At 59.8% G+C, this 20,055-nt stretch carries 23 protein-coding genes; 9 read left to right on the forward strand and 14 right to left on the reverse strand.

The genetic code is table 11. The features are described 5' to 3' along the window. The first annotated feature begins 9 nt into the window (after window positions 1-9). Window positions 10-486 (forward strand): GNAT family N-acetyltransferase, encoded by a 477-nt coding sequence (locus tag CVE41_RS01610; protein WP_157799353.1) that lies wholly within the window; start codon window positions 10-12, stop codon window positions 484-486. Here the strand turns inward: CVE41_RS01610 and CVE41_RS01615 are convergent. Next, entirely contained in the window at window positions 483-911 is a 429-nt protein-coding gene (locus CVE41_RS01615) for an RrF2 family transcriptional regulator (protein WP_100259103.1), read from the reverse strand. The two genes, CVE41_RS01610 and CVE41_RS01615, sit on opposite strands and share 4 nt — an antisense overlap. Before the next feature lie 81 nt (window positions 912-992). Here CVE41_RS01615 and CVE41_RS01620 point away from each other — a divergent pair, with 81 nt between their 5' ends. From CVE41_RS01620 to CVE41_RS15000, 3 genes are read left to right on the forward strand one after another with little or no spacing between them, the layout of a single operon-like run. Beyond that, window positions 993-1,472 carry a group III truncated hemoglobin gene (locus tag CVE41_RS01620; RefSeq protein WP_100259104.1) on the forward strand — a complete coding sequence of 160 codons (480 nt, stop codon included), beginning with the start codon at window positions 993-995 and terminating at the stop codon, window positions 1,470-1,472. Continuing rightward, window positions 1,465-1,923 (forward strand): hypothetical protein, encoded by a 459-nt coding sequence (locus tag CVE41_RS01625; RefSeq protein WP_100259105.1) that lies wholly within the window; start codon window positions 1,465-1,467, stop codon window positions 1,921-1,923. Before CVE41_RS01620 ends, CVE41_RS01625 begins: the two co-directional genes overlap by 8 nt. Before the next feature lie 50 nt (window positions 1,924-1,973). Then, window positions 1,974-2,204, forward strand: coding sequence for a DUF1971 domain-containing protein (locus tag CVE41_RS15000; protein WP_408633966.1), 231 nt, complete (start codon window positions 1,974-1,976; stop codon window positions 2,202-2,204). 52 nt (window positions 2,205-2,256) lie between these two features. On the opposite strand, the gene CVE41_RS01635 is transcribed toward CVE41_RS15000, so the two are convergent. After that, on the reverse strand, window positions 2,257-3,030 hold the full coding sequence (locus tag CVE41_RS01635) for a Crp/Fnr family transcriptional regulator (protein WP_100259107.1): 774 nt from the start codon (window positions 3,028-3,030) through the stop codon (window positions 2,257-2,259). Window positions 3,031-3,077: 47 nt separating this feature from the next. After that, window positions 3,078-3,500: a nucleoside diphosphate kinase regulator gene (gene rnk / locus CVE41_RS01640; protein WP_100259108.1), complete on the reverse strand. Its 423-nt coding sequence runs from the start codon at window positions 3,498-3,500 to the stop codon at window positions 3,078-3,080. 272 nt (window positions 3,501-3,772) lie between these two features. Here rnk and CVE41_RS01645 point away from each other — a divergent pair, with 272 nt between their 5' ends. The 4 genes from CVE41_RS01645 to CVE41_RS01660 all read left to right on the forward strand — a co-directional run bounded on the left by CVE41_RS01645 (window position 3,773) and on the right by CVE41_RS01660 (window position 6,969). Continuing rightward, the gene (locus tag CVE41_RS01645) at window positions 3,773-4,777 is read left to right on the forward strand and encodes a rod shape-determining protein (protein WP_269800177.1); all 1,005 of its coding nucleotides are present in this window, start codon (window positions 3,773-3,775) and stop codon (window positions 4,775-4,777) included. Between the two features lie 62 nt (window positions 4,778-4,839). Continuing rightward, window positions 4,840-5,781: a DMT family transporter gene (locus CVE41_RS01650; RefSeq protein WP_100259110.1), complete on the forward strand. Its 942-nt coding sequence runs from the start codon at window positions 4,840-4,842 to the stop codon at window positions 5,779-5,781. Next, window positions 5,774-6,508: a uroporphyrinogen-III synthase gene (locus tag CVE41_RS01655; RefSeq protein WP_157799354.1), complete on the forward strand. Its 735-nt coding sequence runs from the start codon at window positions 5,774-5,776 to the stop codon at window positions 6,506-6,508. The genes CVE41_RS01650 and CVE41_RS01655 overlap by 8 nt, the downstream gene beginning before the upstream one ends. A gap of 59 nt (window positions 6,509-6,567) precedes the next feature. Further along, a complete protein-coding gene (locus CVE41_RS01660; RefSeq protein WP_100261317.1) occupies window positions 6,568-6,969 on the forward strand; it encodes a hypothetical protein in 402 nt (133 codons plus the stop codon). 241 nt (window positions 6,970-7,210) lie between these two features. On the opposite strand, the gene CVE41_RS01665 is transcribed toward CVE41_RS01660, so the two are convergent. From CVE41_RS01665 to CVE41_RS01690, 5 genes are all read right to left on the reverse strand, one after another. Next, window positions 7,211-7,876, reverse strand: coding sequence for a DUF488 domain-containing protein (locus CVE41_RS01665; RefSeq protein ID WP_198507692.1), 666 nt, complete (start codon window positions 7,874-7,876; stop codon window positions 7,211-7,213). Beyond that, window positions 7,876-8,088 carry a hypervirulence associated TUDOR domain-containing protein gene (locus tag CVE41_RS01670; protein ID WP_100259113.1) on the reverse strand — a complete coding sequence of 71 codons (213 nt, stop codon included), beginning with the start codon at window positions 8,086-8,088 and terminating at the stop codon, window positions 7,876-7,878. The genes CVE41_RS01665 and CVE41_RS01670 overlap by 1 nt, the downstream gene beginning before the upstream one ends. A 187-nt stretch (window positions 8,089-8,275) precedes the next feature. Further along, entirely contained in the window at window positions 8,276-8,548 is a 273-nt protein-coding gene (locus CVE41_RS01675) for a hypothetical protein (RefSeq protein ID WP_100259114.1), read from the reverse strand. A gap of 394 nt (window positions 8,549-8,942) precedes the next feature. Continuing rightward, on the reverse strand, window positions 8,943-10,481 hold the full coding sequence (locus CVE41_RS01680) for an FMN-binding glutamate synthase family protein (protein ID WP_100261318.1): 1,539 nt from the start codon (window positions 10,479-10,481) through the stop codon (window positions 8,943-8,945). A gap of 541 nt (window positions 10,482-11,022) precedes the next feature. Further along, the gene (locus CVE41_RS01690) at window positions 11,023-11,784 is read right to left on the reverse strand and encodes an HPP family protein (RefSeq protein WP_332835722.1); all 762 of its coding nucleotides are present in this window, start codon (window positions 11,782-11,784) and stop codon (window positions 11,023-11,025) included. Between the two features lie 79 nt (window positions 11,785-11,863). On the opposite strand from CVE41_RS01690, the gene CVE41_RS01695 reads away from it, so the two are divergent. After that, complete coding sequence (locus CVE41_RS01695) at window positions 11,864-12,187, forward strand: alpha/beta hydrolase family protein (RefSeq protein ID WP_269800160.1); 324 nt, start codon at window positions 11,864-11,866, stop codon at window positions 12,185-12,187. A gap of 131 nt (window positions 12,188-12,318) precedes the next feature. Here CVE41_RS01695 and CVE41_RS01700 read toward each other — a convergent pair whose 3' ends face one another. From CVE41_RS01700 to CVE41_RS01725, 6 genes are read right to left on the reverse strand one after another with little or no spacing between them, the layout of a single operon-like run. After that, the gene (locus CVE41_RS01700; RefSeq protein WP_100259117.1) at window positions 12,319-13,263 is read right to left on the reverse strand and encodes a cation diffusion facilitator family transporter; all 945 of its coding nucleotides are present in this window, start codon (window positions 13,261-13,263) and stop codon (window positions 12,319-12,321) included. Further along, window positions 13,260-13,898, reverse strand: coding sequence for a cation diffusion facilitator family transporter (locus tag CVE41_RS01705; protein WP_100259118.1), 639 nt, complete (start codon window positions 13,896-13,898; stop codon window positions 13,260-13,262). The genes CVE41_RS01700 and CVE41_RS01705 overlap by 4 nt, the downstream gene beginning before the upstream one ends. Next, the gene (locus CVE41_RS01710; protein ID WP_232725745.1) at window positions 13,895-14,266 is read right to left on the reverse strand and encodes a SpoIIAA family protein; all 372 of its coding nucleotides are present in this window, start codon (window positions 14,264-14,266) and stop codon (window positions 13,895-13,897) included. Before CVE41_RS01710 ends, CVE41_RS01705 begins: the two co-directional genes overlap by 4 nt. A 22-nt stretch (window positions 14,267-14,288) precedes the next feature. Continuing rightward, window positions 14,289-17,552 carry an efflux RND transporter permease subunit gene (locus CVE41_RS01715; RefSeq protein ID WP_157799529.1) on the reverse strand — a complete coding sequence of 1,088 codons (3,264 nt, stop codon included), beginning with the start codon at window positions 17,550-17,552 and terminating at the stop codon, window positions 14,289-14,291. Window positions 17,553-17,610: 58 nt separating this feature from the next. After that, window positions 17,611-18,768 (reverse strand): efflux RND transporter periplasmic adaptor subunit, encoded by a 1,158-nt coding sequence (locus tag CVE41_RS01720; RefSeq protein WP_100259120.1) that lies wholly within the window; start codon window positions 18,766-18,768, stop codon window positions 17,611-17,613. A gap of 11 nt (window positions 18,769-18,779) precedes the next feature. Beyond that, on the reverse strand, window positions 18,780-20,033 hold the full coding sequence (locus CVE41_RS01725) for a TolC family protein (protein ID WP_100259121.1): 1,254 nt from the start codon (window positions 20,031-20,033) through the stop codon (window positions 18,780-18,782). Between the last annotated feature and the right edge of the window lie 22 nt (window positions 20,034-20,055).

A 20,055-nucleotide genomic window follows, 5' to 3' on the forward strand; every position in this document is an offset into this window, starting at 1 on the left:
TGGCGAGAGATGGTTGCGGACGATCTCCCGCGCGTGCTTGCCATCGCGGACAAGTGCCATCCCGATCATCCTGAAGACGAGGCGGTGTTTCGAGAGCGGCTCGAACTTTTCGCAGGAGGATGCTGTGTTCTCGAGCAAGACGGGGAGACCGTTGGATACATCATTTGTCACCCCGCTACTTTCGGCCACCCGGTGCCACTGGACACACTGCTAGGCGCACTGCCTGACAATGCGGATGTGCTCTACATTCATGATATCTCGATAGACTTGGGTATGCGCGGTCAAGGCCTTGCAAGTGAGGCGGTTGATCACGCGAAGCGGCTTGCCCGCAAGCACGATTATGACCGGGTTACACTGGTGGCGGTCAATCGCTCTCAGGATTTTTGGGCAAAGCATGAGTTTATGATTATAGCCGACGAGGACATCGGCAAAGCGCTGGTCGGATATGGTGGAGCCAGTAGCTATATGGTCTGCGATCTCACCTAGACTGGAGCGAGCCTCTGCATGATTTGCGACTTTGATCCTGTAATCTGTCCCAGATGAAACTGATCGAGGTGTGAAAGAAAGGCCTCCAGCGCGCCCGCCAAGGCGGGCTTGAGTCCACATACGCCATCGATGGCGCAGCCTTCCTTGCCTCCCATACAGGCGACAAAACCGTTCGTATTTTCCAATGACCGGACAACCTCGCCTACATTGATTTGCGAAGCCTGCCGGGCGAGCCGCAGGCCACCGCTCCTGCCCCGCAAGGTTTCTACGAATCCTGCGGCTGCAAGGTCCTGTGCCACCTTGGCCAGGTGGTTGCGCGATATCCCATAGTGCTCAGCGATCCAGTCGATCGAGACCACATCGTCTTTGGCGGCAAGCGCCATAAGCATCCGCAGCGCATAGTCGGTTCGAAGGTTCAACTGCATAAAAGCGGTATATCAGATATTGCTTTTCCCACAACACGGGATATAAGAGGTATATTATATACCTGTTTTAAGGTTCACGAGATGACCGCAAACGTCAATGTTTCTCGCGCAGATGTGCTCGATGCACGAGCAGCGAAGCGCGCTCACGCTGAATTGCTCGGCGTCACCGAGCAGTTCGTGTCGCAACTGGTGGACGAGTTCTACGGACGCATTCGCGAGGACGACCTGCTTGGCCCCATTTTCGCGGACCGTATTTCGGAGTGGCCCACGCATCTTGAGCGCATGAAGTCCTTCTGGCGCTCCGTGTTGTTCAACAGCGGTGAGTTCGCAGGCAATCCCATGCGCAAGCACATCGAGATTACTGGTCTGGAAGAGCACCATTTCAGCCGTTGGCTAGACCTCTTCTACGCAACGCTCCGCACGCTCTCGAGCAAGCCAGAGCCGATCAGACTGGTTGCCGACCGAGCCCGCGCAATTGCTGACAGTCTCCTGACAGGCATTACGATCGGAAAGTCCGGAATCTCGGGGTCAACTGCAGGAAGGAACCTCCCCCATGTTTGAACAGCACACCTTACTCGCGGAGCGCGAGGTCCATCCGGCAAACGAAGTCGAGGCTCTCGACGGCATTCTGCAGCCGCTCTCGGTTGCACCAGTAGCTCCCGCGAATGCGGGCTTTCAGCTCCCAGCCCGGGTCTGGCAGATCATGCTCTCATGCTACGGCATATTCTTCTTCGCGATATTCTTGGCGACGGGAGGCAGTACGGCGGCGCGCTTCGCGATCGTGATTTCCGTCCTGTACACGGCATTATATTTCGGGGTCGCACGCCTGGGTGCGCGTCAAGCGGGGCGTGAACAGACTTCACCCCTCGATTGCGGTGGAAAGCTTCCAACCTGGACCGGCCCGATGGATCGCAAGGCGGTGTTTGCGCAGGTTCTCGTTGTACCGGCAACAGTCTCTCTGTTCGGGATCGGCATTTTGATCATCGTCCTAGCGGTTGGACCCGGCGCGTGACACAGCCAGTCGAGCTCCCACCGAATGTGGTCAAATACGCCGAAAGTCCGATGTTTTCAGCAGAAACTGTTCCGGACAAACTGACCTCCGAACACAGACTAAAGTCAGGCGTCTGGGGCCGACTTTGCGTTGGCAAGGGCTTGGTCGAGTTTCACACTACCGGACCAGCCTCATCGACAACCGCCGTCAGAGCCGGAGAAAGCTTGATTATCGAACCGGCGTTATCGCACTTCGTTCGACTATCGGCCGATGCGCAATTCAAAGTGACCTTTTATCATTAAAAAGGCTTCGAGGGTTTCAGTCTTTCGCCCATAGGAAGCATGAACCGATAAATTACGTCGCGAGAGCTTCGAGCACATCTCGGCGCAAAATGGTTATTGTTCTGCGACCCGATATCATGATCACGCCTTCGTCGCGGAATTTGGTAAATTGTCGGCTGACCGTCTCGATAGTGAGGCCTAGAACATCCGCAATCTGCTGGCGGGACATGGGTAGTTCAAACTGTTCGTCATCGAATTGGCCTGCATTACCGTCGATAGGCAAAGTGTTTCTAGAGGCCACCTCAAGGAGTAATGTCGCGAGTCTTTCTTCCGCGTTAAAGCGTCCGAGAAGCAGCATCCAGCGTCTGGTTTTATCGAGTTCGCTTAAAGTGCGTTCTAGCAACTTGTGCTCAAGGCGAGCATGTTCGTGCACAAAGCGCTCGAAGTCCAGCCGCCGGAAGATGCAGACGACGGCTTCCCCAAGGGCCTCCACGCTGTATGGAGAGGTCTCAGTGAACGGCCGACCGATAAAATCCGACGGATAGGCCAATCCGAGAATCTGTTCGCGACCATCGCTCGTCTGGGTCGAAAGTTTCATTACGCCTGAAACGACGTTTGCGACAAATATTGCCTCTTCGCCTTCCCATAGAAGCGTTTCGCCCGGGTCTAGGTGCCTTCTGCGCCCGATCCCGTTAAGAAGCTCAACCTCATGATCATCAAGGTCGGCACAGATCGCCCGGTTCCGAACGGAACAGGCCTGACAGAAATTAAGGTCCTTTCGCTGCTCTGCGGTTTCTGGCAGAACCAATACGGCTTCGTCCGGTGATCTTTCCGAGATATTCGCCATACTGTGATCACTCTGCAATTGAGATATCCGCAACGCGCGGGGCGGACCTAAGCCACCCGATAAGTCGTGAGCGGCTGTCGCACATCGACGATTCGCAGGCAGCGTTCTCTACCAGAACGATCGGGCCAGTCGATCGCTGACCCTGCTCGCATTCCGATGAGACCGGCGCCCACGAGGGTCAGCACGGAGAGACGGTTCTCGTCCATGTTCGCATCGCGCGGCCATACCAGTTGAACCTTGCGCCGGCCGCCTGATCGCTCATCGACGAATTCGACCTCCGAATCCATGGTCACAACGTCTGGAGGCAAGTCTTCGGCTGCCACCACATCAGCGCGGTCCAGTTCCTCGCAGAGCTTTCCCGCTACATCGGGACTGCGCTCCTCGATGGACATCGCCAGTTCGTAGAGCGCGTCGGCTTCGGAATCGATAACATGAATCATCGGCTTTTCGCCGTTTTGAGTGATGGTCATTTTTCGTAACTCGCTAGAGAGCCGCAAGAGGATCGCGGCAGGGCTGTCGATCGTCCGGGAGCCTCGTCCCGGACCGGATCACGGCCGTCGAGACGAGGCGAGCGCCCGTGCGGGCAGCTGACCTGCGTGCACGAAATGTCGGTCGAAGTGCTGCGAGAAGACCATGAGATACATGTGGGCGCGAGTTTCGGTTTAGTCAAATGACATAAGACCAATCGCCTCATCGACTATTTCGAGACTTTCGACTCCGGAAGGCCTATCGAAAGGAAATGATGAACTTTCATTCTTTCGGATTCAGGCGCGGACCGGATCTCGCTATCGATCTCGGCACCGCCAACATGCGTATCATGGTGCGAGGCGAAGGCGTGGTCTTCGACGAACCATCCCTGTGCTATTACGAGAAGACGGCCGGTCAGATGAAACTGATTGCAGCGGGTCGGGATGTTTTGGCGATGGTCGATCGGGTTCCCGGAACCCATGTGGTCCGCCGTCCTCTTGCTCGCGGTGTGCTGCAGGATATGGAAGCCGCCGCCGCATTGCTTGCGCATGGATTATCTTCTGTGGTTGGCAAGAAGCGCAGGGGACGTCTTCCAGCCATGATCGGTATTCCGGCGGATGCCACGAAGGCGGAAGCAAATGCATTGCTCGCTGCCGCGGACGATGCCGGCTTCGGGAGGATCGAACTGGTGCGCGAGCCTTTTGCAGCGGCTATCGGGGCAGAACTTCCCGTCCGCGAAGCGCGCGCGTCCATGGTCGTCGAATGCGGCGCCGGAACGACCGAGGTTGCGGTCTTCTCGATCGACGGACAATGCCGTTCGCGCTCCGTGCGTTTGGGCGGTCTCGGCCTCGACGAGGCGATTACCGAACACCTTCATCTGAGGCATCACTTTCTCATAGGCAAAATCACCGCCGAGACGTTGAAGAAGCATCTCGCTCAAGATTGTGCCGAGGACGCGGAAGTGGAAATCAGAGGCCGATCACTGCACAATGGTCTTCCAGGAACGTTGACCTTGCCGGTTTCCGAGTTCCATCCCGTGTTGAAGCGACACTTCGGTCGTTTCGCTGATGCCGCCCGGCTGGTGGTGGGTGAGATATCTCCCGATCTTGCCGCCGACCTGCTGAGCGAGCGCGTTGTCGCCACGGGCGGCGGGATCTGCGCAGAGTTCCTGGCTGAAGCGATCACCGCGGAGTGCGGTGTTCCGGTCACCATCGCCAACGATCCTTCCGGTTGTGTTTCGCGCGGCCTGATGCAGTTATTGGAGGAGCGCGCTGCCTAACTCTCGGCGGCAGTGTTTCGACTGGGTTACTCTTGCAGAACAGTTCTCGCTTTTTTGGAAGCATGTGGTCGCGCGCCTACGTGCTCCTTACCTTCACCGCTCTGTTCTGGGCTGGTAACGCAATCGTTGCGCGTGCGGCGCGCGAACTAGTCCCTCCCGTCGCCCTGGCGTTCTGGAGATGGACGATTGCCCTGGCTATCATTCTGCCATTCGCATGGGGCCATTTGCGGCGGGATGCTCCTGTCTTTCGGGCGAACTGGAAAATGCTGCTTGTGCTTGGCGCTCTCGGCATTGGTGCCTTCAACACGCTGCTTTACACCGGATTGCAGGAGACCACCGCGCTCAACGCCATGTTGCTGCAGTCGGGCCAGCCTGCCCTCATTCTGTTTCTTGGCGCGATCTTCATGGGGGACAGCACGGCGCTGCGCCAGATCGTCGGCGCCGCCATCGCGCTGGCCGGTGTGCTCTGGATCATCGCTCGCGGAAACCTTGGTATTCTGGGCACCCTGAATTTCAACGAAGGCGACCTCGTCATCGGTCTCGCACTGTGCCTGTGGGCGATCTACGCAGTAATGCTACGTCATCGCCCGGCAATCCATCCTCTTAGCCTTTTCGCAGTGACCTTGGTCGTCGGCATAGTCGGGATCGCGCCGTTCTATGCGCTGGAACTCAGTTCCGACCGATATATCGTTTTGCAGAAGGAAAGCCTGCTGGCGATCGGATATGTTTCGATTTTTCCGTCTATCCTTGCCTACCTCTTCTTCAACAGGGGCGTGGAACTCATCGGGTCGGCAGGAACCGGCATGTATATGAACATAATGCCGATCATGGGCGCAGGTCTTGCAATCGTCTTCCTGGGCGAACATCTGCGAAGCTTCCATGCGATCGGAATGGCGCTGATTGTTGGCGGCATTCTTCTCGCTGGCAGGGGTAGCAAGCCGCTGGCGGGAGCTGTCGTTTCTTCGAAGACAGACAATATCGAACGACGAGATGAAAGTGAGTGATCGTTCCCCGACAAACACGAAGGATCCCGCGTTCCGGCCGAGGATTTGGGTCACCCGCACGTCGCCGGACAACGAAAAGACTGCGGGTGCCCTGCGGCAGTTAGGGTTCGATGCGCTGGCTTTGCCCGCTCTGCGCGCCGACGGTCTCCCAGCGAAAACATTGGACGAGCAGCCCGATGCGATCGTGTTCACATCGGTAAATGGTGTGCGCCATCATTCTATCTGCCCGGCACTTCTCGATATTCCGGTTTTCGCTGTTGGCAACAGAACAGCGCAGAGTGCCGCGCTGGCAGGATATACTAGAGTCGTTTCTGCGGATGGCGACGTCTCCGATTTGGAGCGGCTGATTGTTCAGTCTCTTCCCCCGGGTAGCCGACTTCTGCATCTTTCAGCACGACGACCGGCTGGGGACCTGACAGGTAATCTGGATCGAAGGGAGTATCGCGCCATACGGATGGCAGTCTACGAGACGCGTGAAAACACTGTTGCGGATCTCCTCGCATACCTCCCAGGTCTGGAGCGGATTAGCGGAATTATGATCCACTCGCCACGCGCGGGTCGCGTCGTGAGGTGCTGCCTTGATCGGTTTCCAAGGCGGTTTGATGGCGTCGTCTATTGCATCTCCGATGCAGCTGCTGCTCACTTCCTGGGAATGGAAGGGATCGATATCCGCGTCGCAGCAAGGCCTGACGAAGCTGCAATGCTCAATCTGATTGGCAACACGTGATGGAACGGAGGAGCAGCCGCGTTCGTTCGCAGGATTGATAGACAGTCTTGGAGATCGACATGATCAAGTTCGCCCCCCTTCTAATCGGATCCTCCCTCGCCCTTTCCGCCTGCGACAGCCAAGAGGATCAGGTCGAAGACCGTATCGAGGAACAGGCCGAACAGAGCGCAAGAGAGTCTGGCGATACACCCGTGGCACTCGGCCTGACTGAGCGGCAATTGCTCGTTGCCGAAATCCTGGCCGCCGACGGAACCGAATTGGGTGACGTGGAAGCTGTAACGAAAGATGCCGAAGGCAATGCGACGGCACTCCTCATCGAAATCGAGGATAGCAATCCGGATCGATACGTCACAATACCGATCGACGGTCTGACCGCGAGGACCCGCGGCAATGACACCGATCTTTCATCGGGGATGACGATGGAAGATATCGACTCACTTCCGGATGCGCAGGTTCAGTGACGATCGAGCGAAGCAAGCCGGCAAGTCAGCTCCCAACTGCTTCAACACCCGCCGAAGCCGACTTCATCGAAGAAACAATGGCCCATATCTCCTGTCTCGGTAGTGCGGACAGATCGGTCGAAGTCATCCAGTATCGTCACATCGCCATTTCGCAATCCAAGCGTGGCGAGCGTCGCAGTCTGGGCGCCATCAGATGGAGGACTTCCGATGGTGACGCGATCCGACAGATAGACCGAAATCTTTACGAGGTTGTTTCGTCTGGAGAGCTGCTCGAACGACTAGCCTGATCCGCGCGAAGCGCACGAAGTTCATTTTCGCGGATCGCTAGTCTTTCGTATCGGCATAGCGGAATGGGCTCGATCAGCTCACTCATGTAACCCGAGCTTGGATAGACAACCTCATCAGATTGGCGAATGATGGCCCCCTCCGTCATCTCGGCCTCATCCCTGCGCTTCGGCGTCATGAGATGGATAACTTCATGACCGCGAGCCATGAGATGATCGGCAATGATACGCCTATGGCATCGCCACCAGACGGCCTCGGAACACATCAGCGCCACCCGACAGTCATCCGCTAAGTTAACGATGTTCTCGATCGCCGACTGGAATTCGCCGCTCAACGCATAGTCGGCGTAGTTATGGAAGCTCTGGACGCGCCAGTATCCGTTCAGCGCCGGATTCACATCATCTTGCCGTTTCCTTCTGCCGCCAAGTTTATCGAAGTGCCTATAGGCGATGTCGTGCTCATCGAGCAGCGCGGGGAAGGAATCGATGTTGAATGCGGGATTGGAGCGGGAGCGGGGGAAAGCCCGGACATCGGCCAGCATGTCCACCCCTGCTCCTTTCAGCATGGCAATGACGGTTTCCGCGTCCCGGTTGGAATGGCCGATCGTAAGAAAAGTCGGCATCAGCTTTTCAGCTTGGTCAACGCACTTTCTTTGTGCGCTGCGACATGATCGGTCTTGTCGCTTTCGATCTCATATTGCGGCTCATCTTTCGAGGCACGACGGGTGTAACCCTTGTAGTCAAAGTCCGACTGGTGAACCTTGGAGATGGTCCCGCTGACTCGTCCTGCCTCAGAATTCCAGCTGATATGATCTCCGACTGCATATTTTGCCATGATCCGCTCCTGCGTTTGGGTGACGTCCTTCTTCCTATCAAACGGGACATAGACAGGAACGTTTCGCAGGCGACTGAAATGGCTCGCTGGCTGGCAGGATCTGGCGACGGGGTATGCGCCCGAAACGAAGGAATCCTCGCTCCGGACCCTTCCACATATCAACTACCCAGATAACCTATACCGGCAATTATGGCGCACATCGCCGACCAAACAGCAGCACGAAGCCGATAGCGGGCATCGCGAACCGATCGAGTTCGTTGCGCCTCAACAAAGCATATTGCTGCGACAGCTTGTCATCCATCGAGATCGATCCGACATCGAGCGCCCTCGCTTCACTGCGGAACCATCTCAGCAGATCATCGCGCTGATCGCTCGGTAGCCCGGGGTATCGGGCTAATAGAGCCTTGGCGCATGCACGCCGGTCGTCGCCGGTCAAACCGCGTTCCAATTCGATGTTCATGGAATTTCCTGACAGTTGGTTGCGGACTGAAGTCCGCCAAGAAATTCAGCGTGTCAGGAGAATGGAGGACCAGTCGCTGGTGGCAGAGGCCAATTCGCAGCTGCATTGCAGATCCGGTGTTCTGATCGCCCAACCTCAGCGTCCCGTTCCGCAACGTGGGCACGACGAGCCGTGGCTGGCAATGCGAATGGTCCGCCGGGTCCGTCAGCCGAAGCGCCCGGCTCGGAATCTTCCGAGATTTCGGCACCAGGCTTCTGAGCAGTGTCGTAAGAACTGGTAGCCTGGGATATGGTCCATGCGGTTAGATCCGGCACTGTCCCGTCCCGGCTAGCTGCGCCTCCCAACGCAAGCAGAAGGGCTGCCAAGACAGCCGTCAGGATGTGGAGCACCTCTTTCACGCTGCAAGCTCGAACCGATCGGACCGTGCGAGCTTCCAGGCGGCGCTGTAAAAATCCCGGTCGTGCGATCCTGACAGCAACTCACCATTTTCGAGGAAAATGTGCAGCTGCGAGAAAAGCCGTATTTCGGTCAACGAAACCCGTCGCACGAGATGGTGCGGTCCCAATTCGGATGGGTGCGAAAGACCTGCGGCAGCGGTCATTTCCGCAAGCGCCCGCAACGTATTGCCATGGAAGCGGCGAACCCGCTCCGCCTTGTCAGGCACGACCAATGCCCGCTGGCGCAACGGATCCTGCGTGGCAACGCCCACAGGGCAGCGGTTGGTATGGCACGAAAGAGACTGGATGCACCCAAGTGCGAACATGAAGCCGCGCCCGGCATTGGTCCAGTCTGCGCCTAGACCGAGGACTGCGGCGATGTCGAATGCACTTACGATCTTTCCGGCCGCGCCGATCTTGATCCGGTCTCGAACGCCCGCACCTACGAGCGTGTTGTGAACGAACAGGAGGCTTTCCCGCATCGGCATGCCGAGGTTGTCGGCGAACTCGACCGGAGCCGCCCCGGTTCCGCCTTCCGCGCCATCGACGACGATGAAGTCTGGGAATATCCCGGTTTCGCGCATTGCCTTGACCATCCCCATGAATTCCCAAGGATGCCCGACGCAAAGCTTGAAACCTACCGGCTTGCCTTTTGCGAGTGTCCGAAGCTGCGCAAGAAAATGCATCATCTCGATGGGCGATGAGAATGCCGAATGTTCGGCGGGAGATATGCAATCGACCCCAACGGGAATACCGCGCGTGGCGGCGATTTCTGGGCTAACCTTCTCACCAGGAAGAATGCCACCGTGGCCGGGCTTGGCACCCTGGCTCAACTTCAATTCGATCATCTTGACCTGAGGGTCGGCAGCGTTGTCTGCAAAACGGATTGGGTCAAAGTTACCTTGCTCGGTCCGACAACCGAAATAGCCGCTGCCAATTTCCCAGATGAGATCGCCCCCATTCTCGCGGTGGTAGGGACTGATCCCGCCTTCGCCGGTGTCGTGGGCAAAATTCCCTAATTTGGCGCCTTTGTTGAGTGCCCGAATGGCGTTGGCGCTCAGCGAACCGAAACTCATTGCAGAGATGTTAAAGATCGACGCCATGTAGGGATCGCGCGCGTCGCTTCCCCCGATCGGAACTCTAAAGCTGTCGGGATCAGCCAAGGCCTTTGGCTTGGTGGAATGCGAAATGAATTCGTAGCCGTTCTTGTAGACGTCAGCCAAGGTTCCAAATGGACGGTCGCTAACCTCGTCCTTCGCGCGGGCGTAGACTAGGGAGCGTTGCGCTCTTGAAAAGGGCGTTTGATCGTCGTCGCCTTCGATCAGATACTGTCGAATTTCCGGCCTGATTTTTTCGAAGGCCCACCGCAGGCGACCGATGATGGGATAGTTGCGGCGCACAGCATGTTTTGTTTGCGTAAGGTCGATGACACCCAAAACGCAAAATAGGGCAAGAAGCAGAAAGACTGGCAATGCCCACGCATCGTCAAGCCTCATGAGAGCAAAGATCGAGCCCGCCAGGCTGATGCCGAGCACGGTAAAACGGGAAAAGAACACAAATGGCTCCGGTCTCGCAACTAAAGCGAGAATGCCCTACGCATGTTCATGCATCGGGCTGGAAAATTGTCGATGCAACGAGCAGCATCACGGCGCATACCCCTAGAGCGCCATACGCGCTCTAGGCATGCAGGCGTGCGGTGCTGCTGGCGGCCGGAACCATCACCCCGAGACCATGATCGACTTGAGCCATGAGTGTGTAATGCGACTTTGATATGACCAATTCAAGGGGCGAGCAGTGGAACTCATCGAAACTCGAAAATAAACTTCGCTGTCGTGTTTCCAGTATCTTGTAGATCAGCATTCCTCGATGCCTTCGTCGACATTCGGGGGCTTTGTCACCAAGATCCAAGCCGCAGCCCACACGGTCTCGAACAGCCACCCTGCCTAACATCAGTGGCAAGTGAACACCCAAGGCCAAGCGTGAGATCCCGATAGATGAGTTCGCAGAATGTTGGAATTGTCAGAACGCGGCGAGCACTTACGTCTTTGCAGCGGATGTTGCGTAATCAGTTTTTTGATCCCCGGCTTTGCGACGTCTTGCTGCGTGATAATCTACGCGGCGAACGATCAGTTCTAGATCTTCTGCTCCTATGTCGAACGTCTCCCCCAAATCGGCCAACGCCGCCGCTATGTCTTGGGAGTGCGGAGGCGCCAGGTCGCGCTCGAGCAGGAAATGTCCAGCAACCGGTTGTGGCTTATGGGGATAACTGTGCCCTGACCCCCGGTGAAAAACGATACCGACTATGACAAGGCAGACTGCATTTAGAGCGACTGGCAGAAATGCAAACTCAAATCCTGCTGCCGCAACCTGTTGTCCTCCAATAACAGCTGTCAATGCGGCTGCCCCTCCCGGCGGATGCAAGCTACGAGTCAGCGACATACCGAGAATCGCGAAACCGACCGCCAGTCCCGCTGCGACATGCGGGATCGCTATGACTTGAGCACAAGCCACGCCGATCAAGGCTGAAAGCGTATTTCCTCCGATAACCGGCCAAGGTTGCGCGAGTGGACTAGCTGGCACCGCAAACACCAATACTGCCGATGCGCCCATAGGCGCCACCAAGAAAAGCAGGGCGAGGCTGTCAGGCAAAAAGCTCCAAGAAATCAGGCTGGTTAGGGCAATCCCTGCAATACCTCCAACGCATGCGATAAGACGATCGCGCAGGGTGGCTCCTGCAAGGATGGGAGTAAAGAAACGGCTGCAAAACATGGTGTAACCCGGCTCACTGAACGGTGCCAATGAACCTCAGATGTGACAAGTTCGACAAAGAAGGAATTGTCCAGCCCAAAGCGCGAGCTAGCCAAATGTCATCGAGAGCTTGCGCAAGGTTTTCATGGAGCACCATATCCCGCGCGGACTGATGGAATACCGCGGGGAGAAGGTGGACTTCGCTTCCGTCAAAGGGATGCGAGTTCTGACCGCGGAGGGCGCAAATGGCCACCTTTGCCCGCCTGGCCAGACAGAAGCGGCACACGGTATTTTCGGCGATACGCACAACCACATCCAGGAACGAGTTGGGCACTACGGTGTCTTCTCCGGATCGAAGTTCGCCGCTGAAATCTTCCCGGAAATTCGAACCCATATTGAAGGCTTAGTGTCGTCTATGGGGCCGACAGCTGTCTGTCCGCATTGGGGTTCATGAATGCAGATTGCTGACACGGAATGCCTAGCATTGCGCGATGCCAAACGCCTGGTCTCTAGCTCTCGCCGGCAGCTTTTCGTTTTTACGCGGAACGTCCCGCCCCAAAAGACTCGAGCTCCCCGTCGCCGTCCTCAGAACCTCCCAGAATGCCCGGCTTGGGCTATCAGTCCCTCATCGCAGTCTATCGCGAGGCAAGCTTCCAGCGTCGTGTGTTCGATATCGAACCGGGAGGAGACGCGCTGCCGCACGGTTCGCTTCAGCTCTTCGAACCTCTTGAGTGACGGGCGGGATGGCACGATGTGGACCTCGAGGGCGCGGCGGTGCTCCCCCAGGTTCCAGACGTGCAGATGGTGGATGCTTGCAACGCCATCGATCGCCTCGAGTTCGTCCATGATTTCTTGTAGTTCGACGTCATCGGGCACTGCACCCATAAGCAGGCGGACGGTGCGCGGCATCAACGAAATCCCCTGCCAGATCACATAGGCGGCGATGATGACGGTGATGACCAGATCGGCCACGTAGAGATCGTATAGCAGGATCAGGACCCCGGCGACGATCACCCCGACAGAGGCCATGGCATCGGACACATTGTGCAGGAACGCCGCCTTCATGTTGATGCTGTCCTTGGCGCCGCGGTGGGTGATGAAAGCGGTCACCAGATCGATCACCAATGCCACGCCCGCAACGCCGATCACCGTCCATCCTTCGATCGGTTGCGGATCGGCGAAGCGGTTGATGGCTTCCACGAGCAGATAGAAGCCGATGATAAGCAGCGTCGTCAGATTGATGAGCGCAGCGACGACCTCGCCCTGCGCATAGCCGAACGTCATCCGTCTGTCGGCGGGACGCCTGCCGATCCTACGGGCGAACCACGCGAGGCCGAGCGAGGCGGCGTCACTGAAGTTGTGAAGGGCGTCGGCAATGAGAGCCAGCGAACCCGAGACTATCCCGCCAACGATCTGAGCGAGCGTGAGCAGGACGTTGATCACGACCGCGAAGATCAGCTGGCGATCGCTCAGATTCTCCTCGCCGTGACTGTGGCCGCCATGCCCACCATGTGTGTGTTGATTGCTCATGTTCGGAAATGATCCCCCTTCCGATGCTCGCTCCCTTCCTCGTCATGGATGTCCATGTGGGCATCGCGCAGGATCTGGATGCCGCCATAAAGGGCAATGCAAGCCACAGCGACGCCTACCACCAGGTCGGGCCAATTAGCGCCGGTGAGCATCACGACGATCCCCGCGATGATGATCCCGCCATTGGCGATGAAATCATTGAAGCTGAAGGTCGTCGCTGCGCGCATGCTGACGTCCTTGTCCTCCGTCCGCTGGAGCATCCGCAGGCAGATAAGGTTCACCACGGCTGCGACTGCCGCCATCGCGAGCATCATAAATCCACCTGGCTCCGAGCCTTCCACGAACCGACGCACGGCATCGGCAATGACACCTGCCGCGAACACCAAGAGCATGACCCCGGAGAACCGCGCCGCACCACGCTGCCAGATGCGCGAGCGGGCCAGCGCGAGCAGGCTGAGCGCATAGACTATCGCGTCGGACGAGTTGTCGAGCCCGTTCGCCAAGAGCGCGTTCGAGTCCGCGAAGTAGCCGACGACGAAAAACCCGATTGCGATCGCAACGTTCAGCCAGAGCACGACCCACAGCGTCCGGCGCTTCCCGGCCGAACCGAGATCGATATCATGGTCACCACTCATGCCGTGTCCTCCCCGGAGCGGACCCAGCTCTCGGCAACCTGATGCTGGGAGGATTCAAAGAATTTCATTTCGGCGCGGAAGAGCGGATCGGAGAGTCTGGTGCCCCACTCTTCCCATTTCGCATCGCCGACGATGGCGATCCTGCCGAAGCTGTCCTGATGACGCGCGTCGAACTTGAGATCGCGCCATAGTCCGGGCAGATCCCAGCCTGCAAAATCGGACGCGAGTTCGATTACAATCGGCAGCTTGCCGGGCTTTCGCCCGACAAGCTGTTCGAACCGAGGCACGAAGTCATCGTAGTCCGAGCTTTCGAGTTGGCCACTCGCGCGTATCCGCAGCAGTCCGTTCTCTTCGTCTATCTTCAACATCGTATTCTCCTTTCCCGGACCATCATGCGATGTCCGTCAGTTCGCGCTGCTCGTCGCTGGTCACGTTTCGACGCAGGCGATCCCACCACTTCTCGCGCCAGCTACGCTCATCGTCCGATCGATTGAGCACGAGCCGCGCGATCGCGGGCAGGACGAAGAGCGTGAGCGCGGTCGCGGTAATCAATCCGCCGATCACGACAGTGGCGAGCGGACGCTGGACTTCCGCGCCCGTGCCGGTCGCAAGGGCCATCGGCACGAAGCCGAGCGAGGCCACCAAGGCTGTCATCAGCACCGGTCGCAGCCTCGCCAGTGCGCCATCGGAGATCGCCTCATCGAGAGGCATTCCCTTGTCGAGGCGCTGGCGTATCGCGGTCATCATCACGAGGCCATTCAATACCGCGACCCCCGATAGGGCGATGAACCCCACTGCGGCCGACACCGAGAACGGCATCCCCCGTAGGGCAAGCGCGAAGACCCCGCCTGCCAGCGCCATCGGGATCGCGCTGAACACCGCCAGCGCTGGCACCCATCCGCCGAGCGCCATGAACAGGAGCAGCAGCACCAGCGCGAAGCAGACCGGAACGACGAGGGCGAGCCTTGCCTGCGCGGCCTGGAGGTTCTGGTATTGTCCGCCCCATTCGATGAAGGAGGCGGCCGGCAATCCGACGTTCTCGGAGACGCCTGCGCGAGCCTCCTCGACGAACGAGCCGAGATCGCGCTCGCGCACGTTCGCCGACACGATCACTAGTCGGCGACCCTGCTCCCGGCGAACCTCCGCGAGACCATCGACCACCTGGAAATCCGCCAGTGTGCGAAGCGGAACCGTGACCCCGCTTTCGAGGACTATGGGAAGAGCTCCGAGCTGATCGAAATCGTCCCGGGTCGCATCCTCGAGCCGCACGACGACATCGAACCGGCGGTCACCCTCGAATACCAGCCCCGCTGGCCGACCACCCAGCGCGATGGCAACGGATTGCGCGACCTCCTCCACGGTCAGACCGTATCGGGCGATCGTCAAACGATCGAAGGCGATGTCCAGCGTAGGAAAGCCAGTGACCTGCTGGACCTTGACGTCTGCAGCACCCTCGACGCCGCGCAGCACCTCGGCCACTTCTCCGGCTGACCGGGTCAGCGCGGTCAGGTCGTCTCCGTAGAGCTTGACCGCCACGTCGCCGCGAACACCCGCGATCAGCTCGTTGAAGCGCAGTTCGATGGGTTGGCTGAACTCGTAGAGGTTGCCCACCAGACCGCTGAGCGACTCCTCCATCTGCGCGACGAGTTCATCCTTCGACAGGTCGGGATCGGGCCATTCTTCGCGCGGCTTCAAGATCACGTAGGCGTCGGACGCGTTCGGCGGCATCGGATCACTCGCGACCTCGGCCGTGCCGGTGCGCGAGAAGACCAGCTCCACCTGCGGGAAGGTCTCGAGCCTGTCCTCCACCTGTCTCTGCATGGCGAGCGAGCGCTCGAGCGAAGTCGACGGTATCCGCAGCGACTGAACCGCGATGTCGCGCTCATCCAGCTGCGGTGTGAACTCACTGCCGAGAAGGGTGAACACGAAAGCCGCTACGGCGAAGAGTCCGGCGCCCGCACCGATCACCGGCCAGGGACGTGCGATGGCGCGGCGCACTGCCGGGCCATAGCGTTCCTTCGCCATCCGAACAGGCTTGACCTCCTTCTCGGTCAGCTTGCGATTGAGGAGCACCGCGATCATCGCCGGCACGAAGGTCAGGGACAGCACGAAGGCGGAGGCGAGTGCCAGCATGACCGTGATGGCCATTGGCGAGAACGTCTTGCCCTCGACCCCCGTGAAGGTGAGAAGTGGCGCATAGACCAAGAGGATGATCGCCTGACCGTAGACGGTCGGCTTGATCATCTCCTGTGCAGCCAGCCGTGTCTCCGTCAGCCGTTCGTCGAGGCTGAGCAATCTACCTTCACGGTGCTGCCTGGCGGCGAGCCGCGCGACGCTGTTCTCGACGATGATAACGGCGCCATCGACGATAAGCCCGAAGTCCAGTGCCCCGAGGCTCATCAGGTTGCCGGAGACTCCAAGCCTGTTCATTCCCACGGCGGCCATCAGCATGGATATCGGAATGACCAGCGCGGCGATGATCGCTGCCCGGATATTGCCGAGCATCAGGAACAGGACTGCGATCACCAGAAGCGCGCCCTCGACAAGGTTCTTCTCCACTGTCGCGATGGTCGCATCGACGAGCGACGAGCGGTTGTAGACGATTTCGGCGACCACTCCGGCAGGGAGCGAGGCGCGGACTTCTTCCAGCCGCTCGGCTGAGGCGGCAGCCACGGTGCGGCTGTTCTCGCCGCTGCGCATGAGGACTGTGCCCACGACAGCCTCCTCGCCATTGAGCGAGGCGGCCCCGGTTCTGAGGTCGCCGCCGATGCGAACCGAGGCTACATCCCCGATCCGGATCGGAACGCCCTCGCGGGTCGCGACCACTGCCTGTTCGATGTCCTGAGTGCCCCCAAGCCGCGCATCGACGCGGACGAGCAGAGCCTCTCCGGCACGATCGACAAAGTTGGCGCCTTCGGCGAGGTTTGCCGCTTCCAACGCCTCGATCAGGGAGTCGAACGATAGGCCATAGCCCGTAAGACGGGCAGGATCGGGCTGGACGAGGAACTGCTTCTCATAGCCGCCGATCGAATCCACCCCGGCAACGCCGTCAATGGAGCGCATGAGCGGAGCCACGACCCAGTCCTGCACCGTGCGAAGATAGGCTGCCTTGGCGACCTCGGTGTCGAGGCGATCACCGCGTTCGGTGATGAAGCTCCCGTCCGACTGCCAGCCTGTTCGACCACCCTTGGGCGCATCGCGACCTCCCGGATACTCGTATTCGATCGTATACATGAGCACTTCGCCCAGGCCGGTCGAGATCGGTCCCATGGTGGGCTCCGCTCCCTCCGGCAGCGACGCACCGATCGGGGCTAGCCGTTCGTTCACTTGTTGCCGTGCGAAGTAGATGTCGGTGCCTTCTTCGAAGATCGCGGTGACCTGGCTGAAGCCGTTGCGCGAGATCGAGCGGGTCATCTCCAGCCCCTTGATCCCGGCAAGCCCGGTCTCGATGGGGAAGGTTACCTGCGTCTCAACCTGCGAGGGAGAGAGCGCAGATGCGCTCGTGTTGATCTGCACCTGCGTGTTGGTGATGTCCGGCACCGCATCGATCGGAAGGCGCAAAAGGTTCATGGCGCCGTAGATCGCTGCGAAAACGGTGAGGACGATGACCGCCCAGCGGAACCGCACGGCAATATCGAGGATCGTCCCGATCAAACCGTGGCGATGGCTGCCCGTATCGGCATTGGTGCCAACCGCGGGCTCGGTCTGGGTCTCAGTGACCATGGGTCGCGCCCTCCTTCCCGAGTTCGGCCTTGAGCAGGAAGGCGTTGGCGACAGCGATTCGCCATCCCTCCTGAAGACCGGAAAGGACCGTCACTCGACCAGCGGATCGGGTTCCGACTTCGACCTCGCGAGCCTGGAAGCCGGTCTTCGTCCGGACGAAGACCACGTCGCGTCCTTCCACCACCTGGATAGCGTCTTCCGGCACCGCGATGCGGTCGCGGTCGATTTCGCCCGAAGGCCTGATCCGTGCCTGAAGGAAGGCACCCGGCTGAAGCCCCGGAACGCCGCGTGATAACGACAGGACCGCAGTCGCACTGCGGCTCTCCGGGTCGAGCGAAGGCGTCACCGAACGAACCCGGGCGCCGATTTCCCGACCGTCGCCGACCACCAGCACGGCCTCGTCACCAGGTTGGATACGAGAGGCTTCGGCTGAAGGCAGAGCCACCTCGATCTGGAGGCCATTGGGATCGACCACGCGGTAGAGTTCCTCGCCGGCATCGACGAAGGCCCCGAGCACAATCGGTGCCGCGGTGATCCTGCCGGCCAAGGGAGAGGTGACCGCCAGCGAACGCCCGTCGCCGCTGACGCCAGCAGCCACTACCGCAGCCTGCGCCCGCTGAAGTTCCGAACGTGCCACGCTGAGATTGGCCTGCGCGGCTTCCAGATCCTGGCGGGCCGTGACATTCTCCTCGAACAGACGTCGTTCGCGTTCGTAGGCGGAGGACAGCTCGGTCACCCGGGCCCGTGCCGCGCTGAGTTGCGAGGCGAGCGCGGCGGCATCCGCGCTCTCAATGCGGGCAACGGTCTCGCCGCGCGCCACATAGTCACCCAGCGTCTTGGCCACTGACCGAACGACACCCGAAGCGCGGGCGTCGATGCGGGCGGTGGAAGTGGGGCTCGCCGCCACTGTCGCCGGGAAGACGAGTTCAACCGCAGCCCCGGGACGCACCGTCGCAAGTTCTATCCCGGCTTCGCGGATTTGCTCGTCGCTCAGCGCAATCGCCCCCTCGGGCGCCTCGCCTTCTTCATGGCCGTGCTCGTCCCCGTGCGCGAGGTCGTCGGTCTCGGCACCCGGCCAAAAGATCAGCACCAGGGCGGCGACCGCGATCACGATACCGACAAGGATAGCCAGCTTTCTGGGTGTCATTGATGTATCCTTCACTGTGCGGCCAGCCCGATCAGTTCGGCTGCGGCCAGGCCCCTCTGTTCGCGAGCGGCTATGAGCGCCTCGCGGATCGTGTCGCGTGCCTCTGCGGCGGCGAGAACTTCGATCAGGGGAAACCGTCCGTTGCTATATCCGATGCGAACGAGGCGCAGCGCCTCCTCCGCCTGCGGGAGCGATGTCTGCGACAGGGTTTCGACGCGCGCTTCGGCACCAAGATACCTTGCCCGGGCCGTGGCGACCGCCTGCTCGTAATCCGCGAGAGCTACCGCTTCGCGGGCGTTCGCTGCCCGCAACCGAGCCTCGGCAGCAGCGATGTTGCCCTGGTTCCGGTCCCGGAAAGGAAGCGGGATCGAAAAGCCGACGAGAAACGCGTTGTCGCCGCTTTCTCCGAAGCGCCGCACGCCCGCGGAGACCGTCGGATCGGGAATCCGCAGGCTCCGCTGTCGCTCGATCTCCGCCGCAGCAGCAGTGCTCTCGGCTCGCGCGACCCTGTAGGTGAGGCTTTCCTGCGGCTCGGACATAAGCGAAGCGGGCGGAAGGATATCCGGAAATTCCGCCGGAACGAGCGGCGCTTCACCGCCGGCCCATAGAGCCGCGAGCGCTCTTCGAGCCGACAGACTCTCCGCCTCTGCCTCAACCAGGCTCGCCCGCGCTTCGGCAAGGGCCGCATCCGCCCTCAATGCGCGCAGAGGCGGCTCGCGGCCGACCTCTACAAGGACACCAGCAATGCGAGCCAGTTCTTCGTTACGCGCCACGACATCTTCAGCAAGTTCGACCCGCGCTGCTGCTGCAACAGCTGCGAGATATCGCTCGCGCACCAGCTGTCCCAGTTCGACCGTGGTAAGGTCGGCCCGGAGAGATGCCAGGTCGGCCTGGGCTTCGGCCGCACCGATCCGCGTTGCTCGCTTGCCGCCGAGTTCGAGACGCTGACCGACGGAAAGCGTATATTCGGTAGACTGGAGACCTGAGAATGCGCCGCTGCCGGCGACGTTCTCGACGTCGAACGAGATTTCGGGGTTGGGGCTCAGACGAGCCTGATCGACAAGCGCGACCGCCGCGTCTGTTTCAGCGCGGGGCCCGACGAGGCGGGGGTTGGTGATGGCGGTATCGGCCTCATCGGCGACCCCGCTGAGTTCAAGGGCGTCGTCGAGCGTGACGACGCGCGGGTCCTGCGCATTGGCAGGTCCCGTGGACAGGGCGAGTATCAGCCCCCAGACGGGGGCTGCTCGCCACGATATGGCGAACATGGATGGGTATTCCTCTGCTGAC

The sequence above is a fragment of the Qipengyuania seohaensis genome (genome assembly GCF_002795865.1).
In the GTDB taxonomy this organism is placed as follows: domain Bacteria; phylum Pseudomonadota; class Alphaproteobacteria; order Sphingomonadales; family Sphingomonadaceae; genus Qipengyuania; species Qipengyuania seohaensis.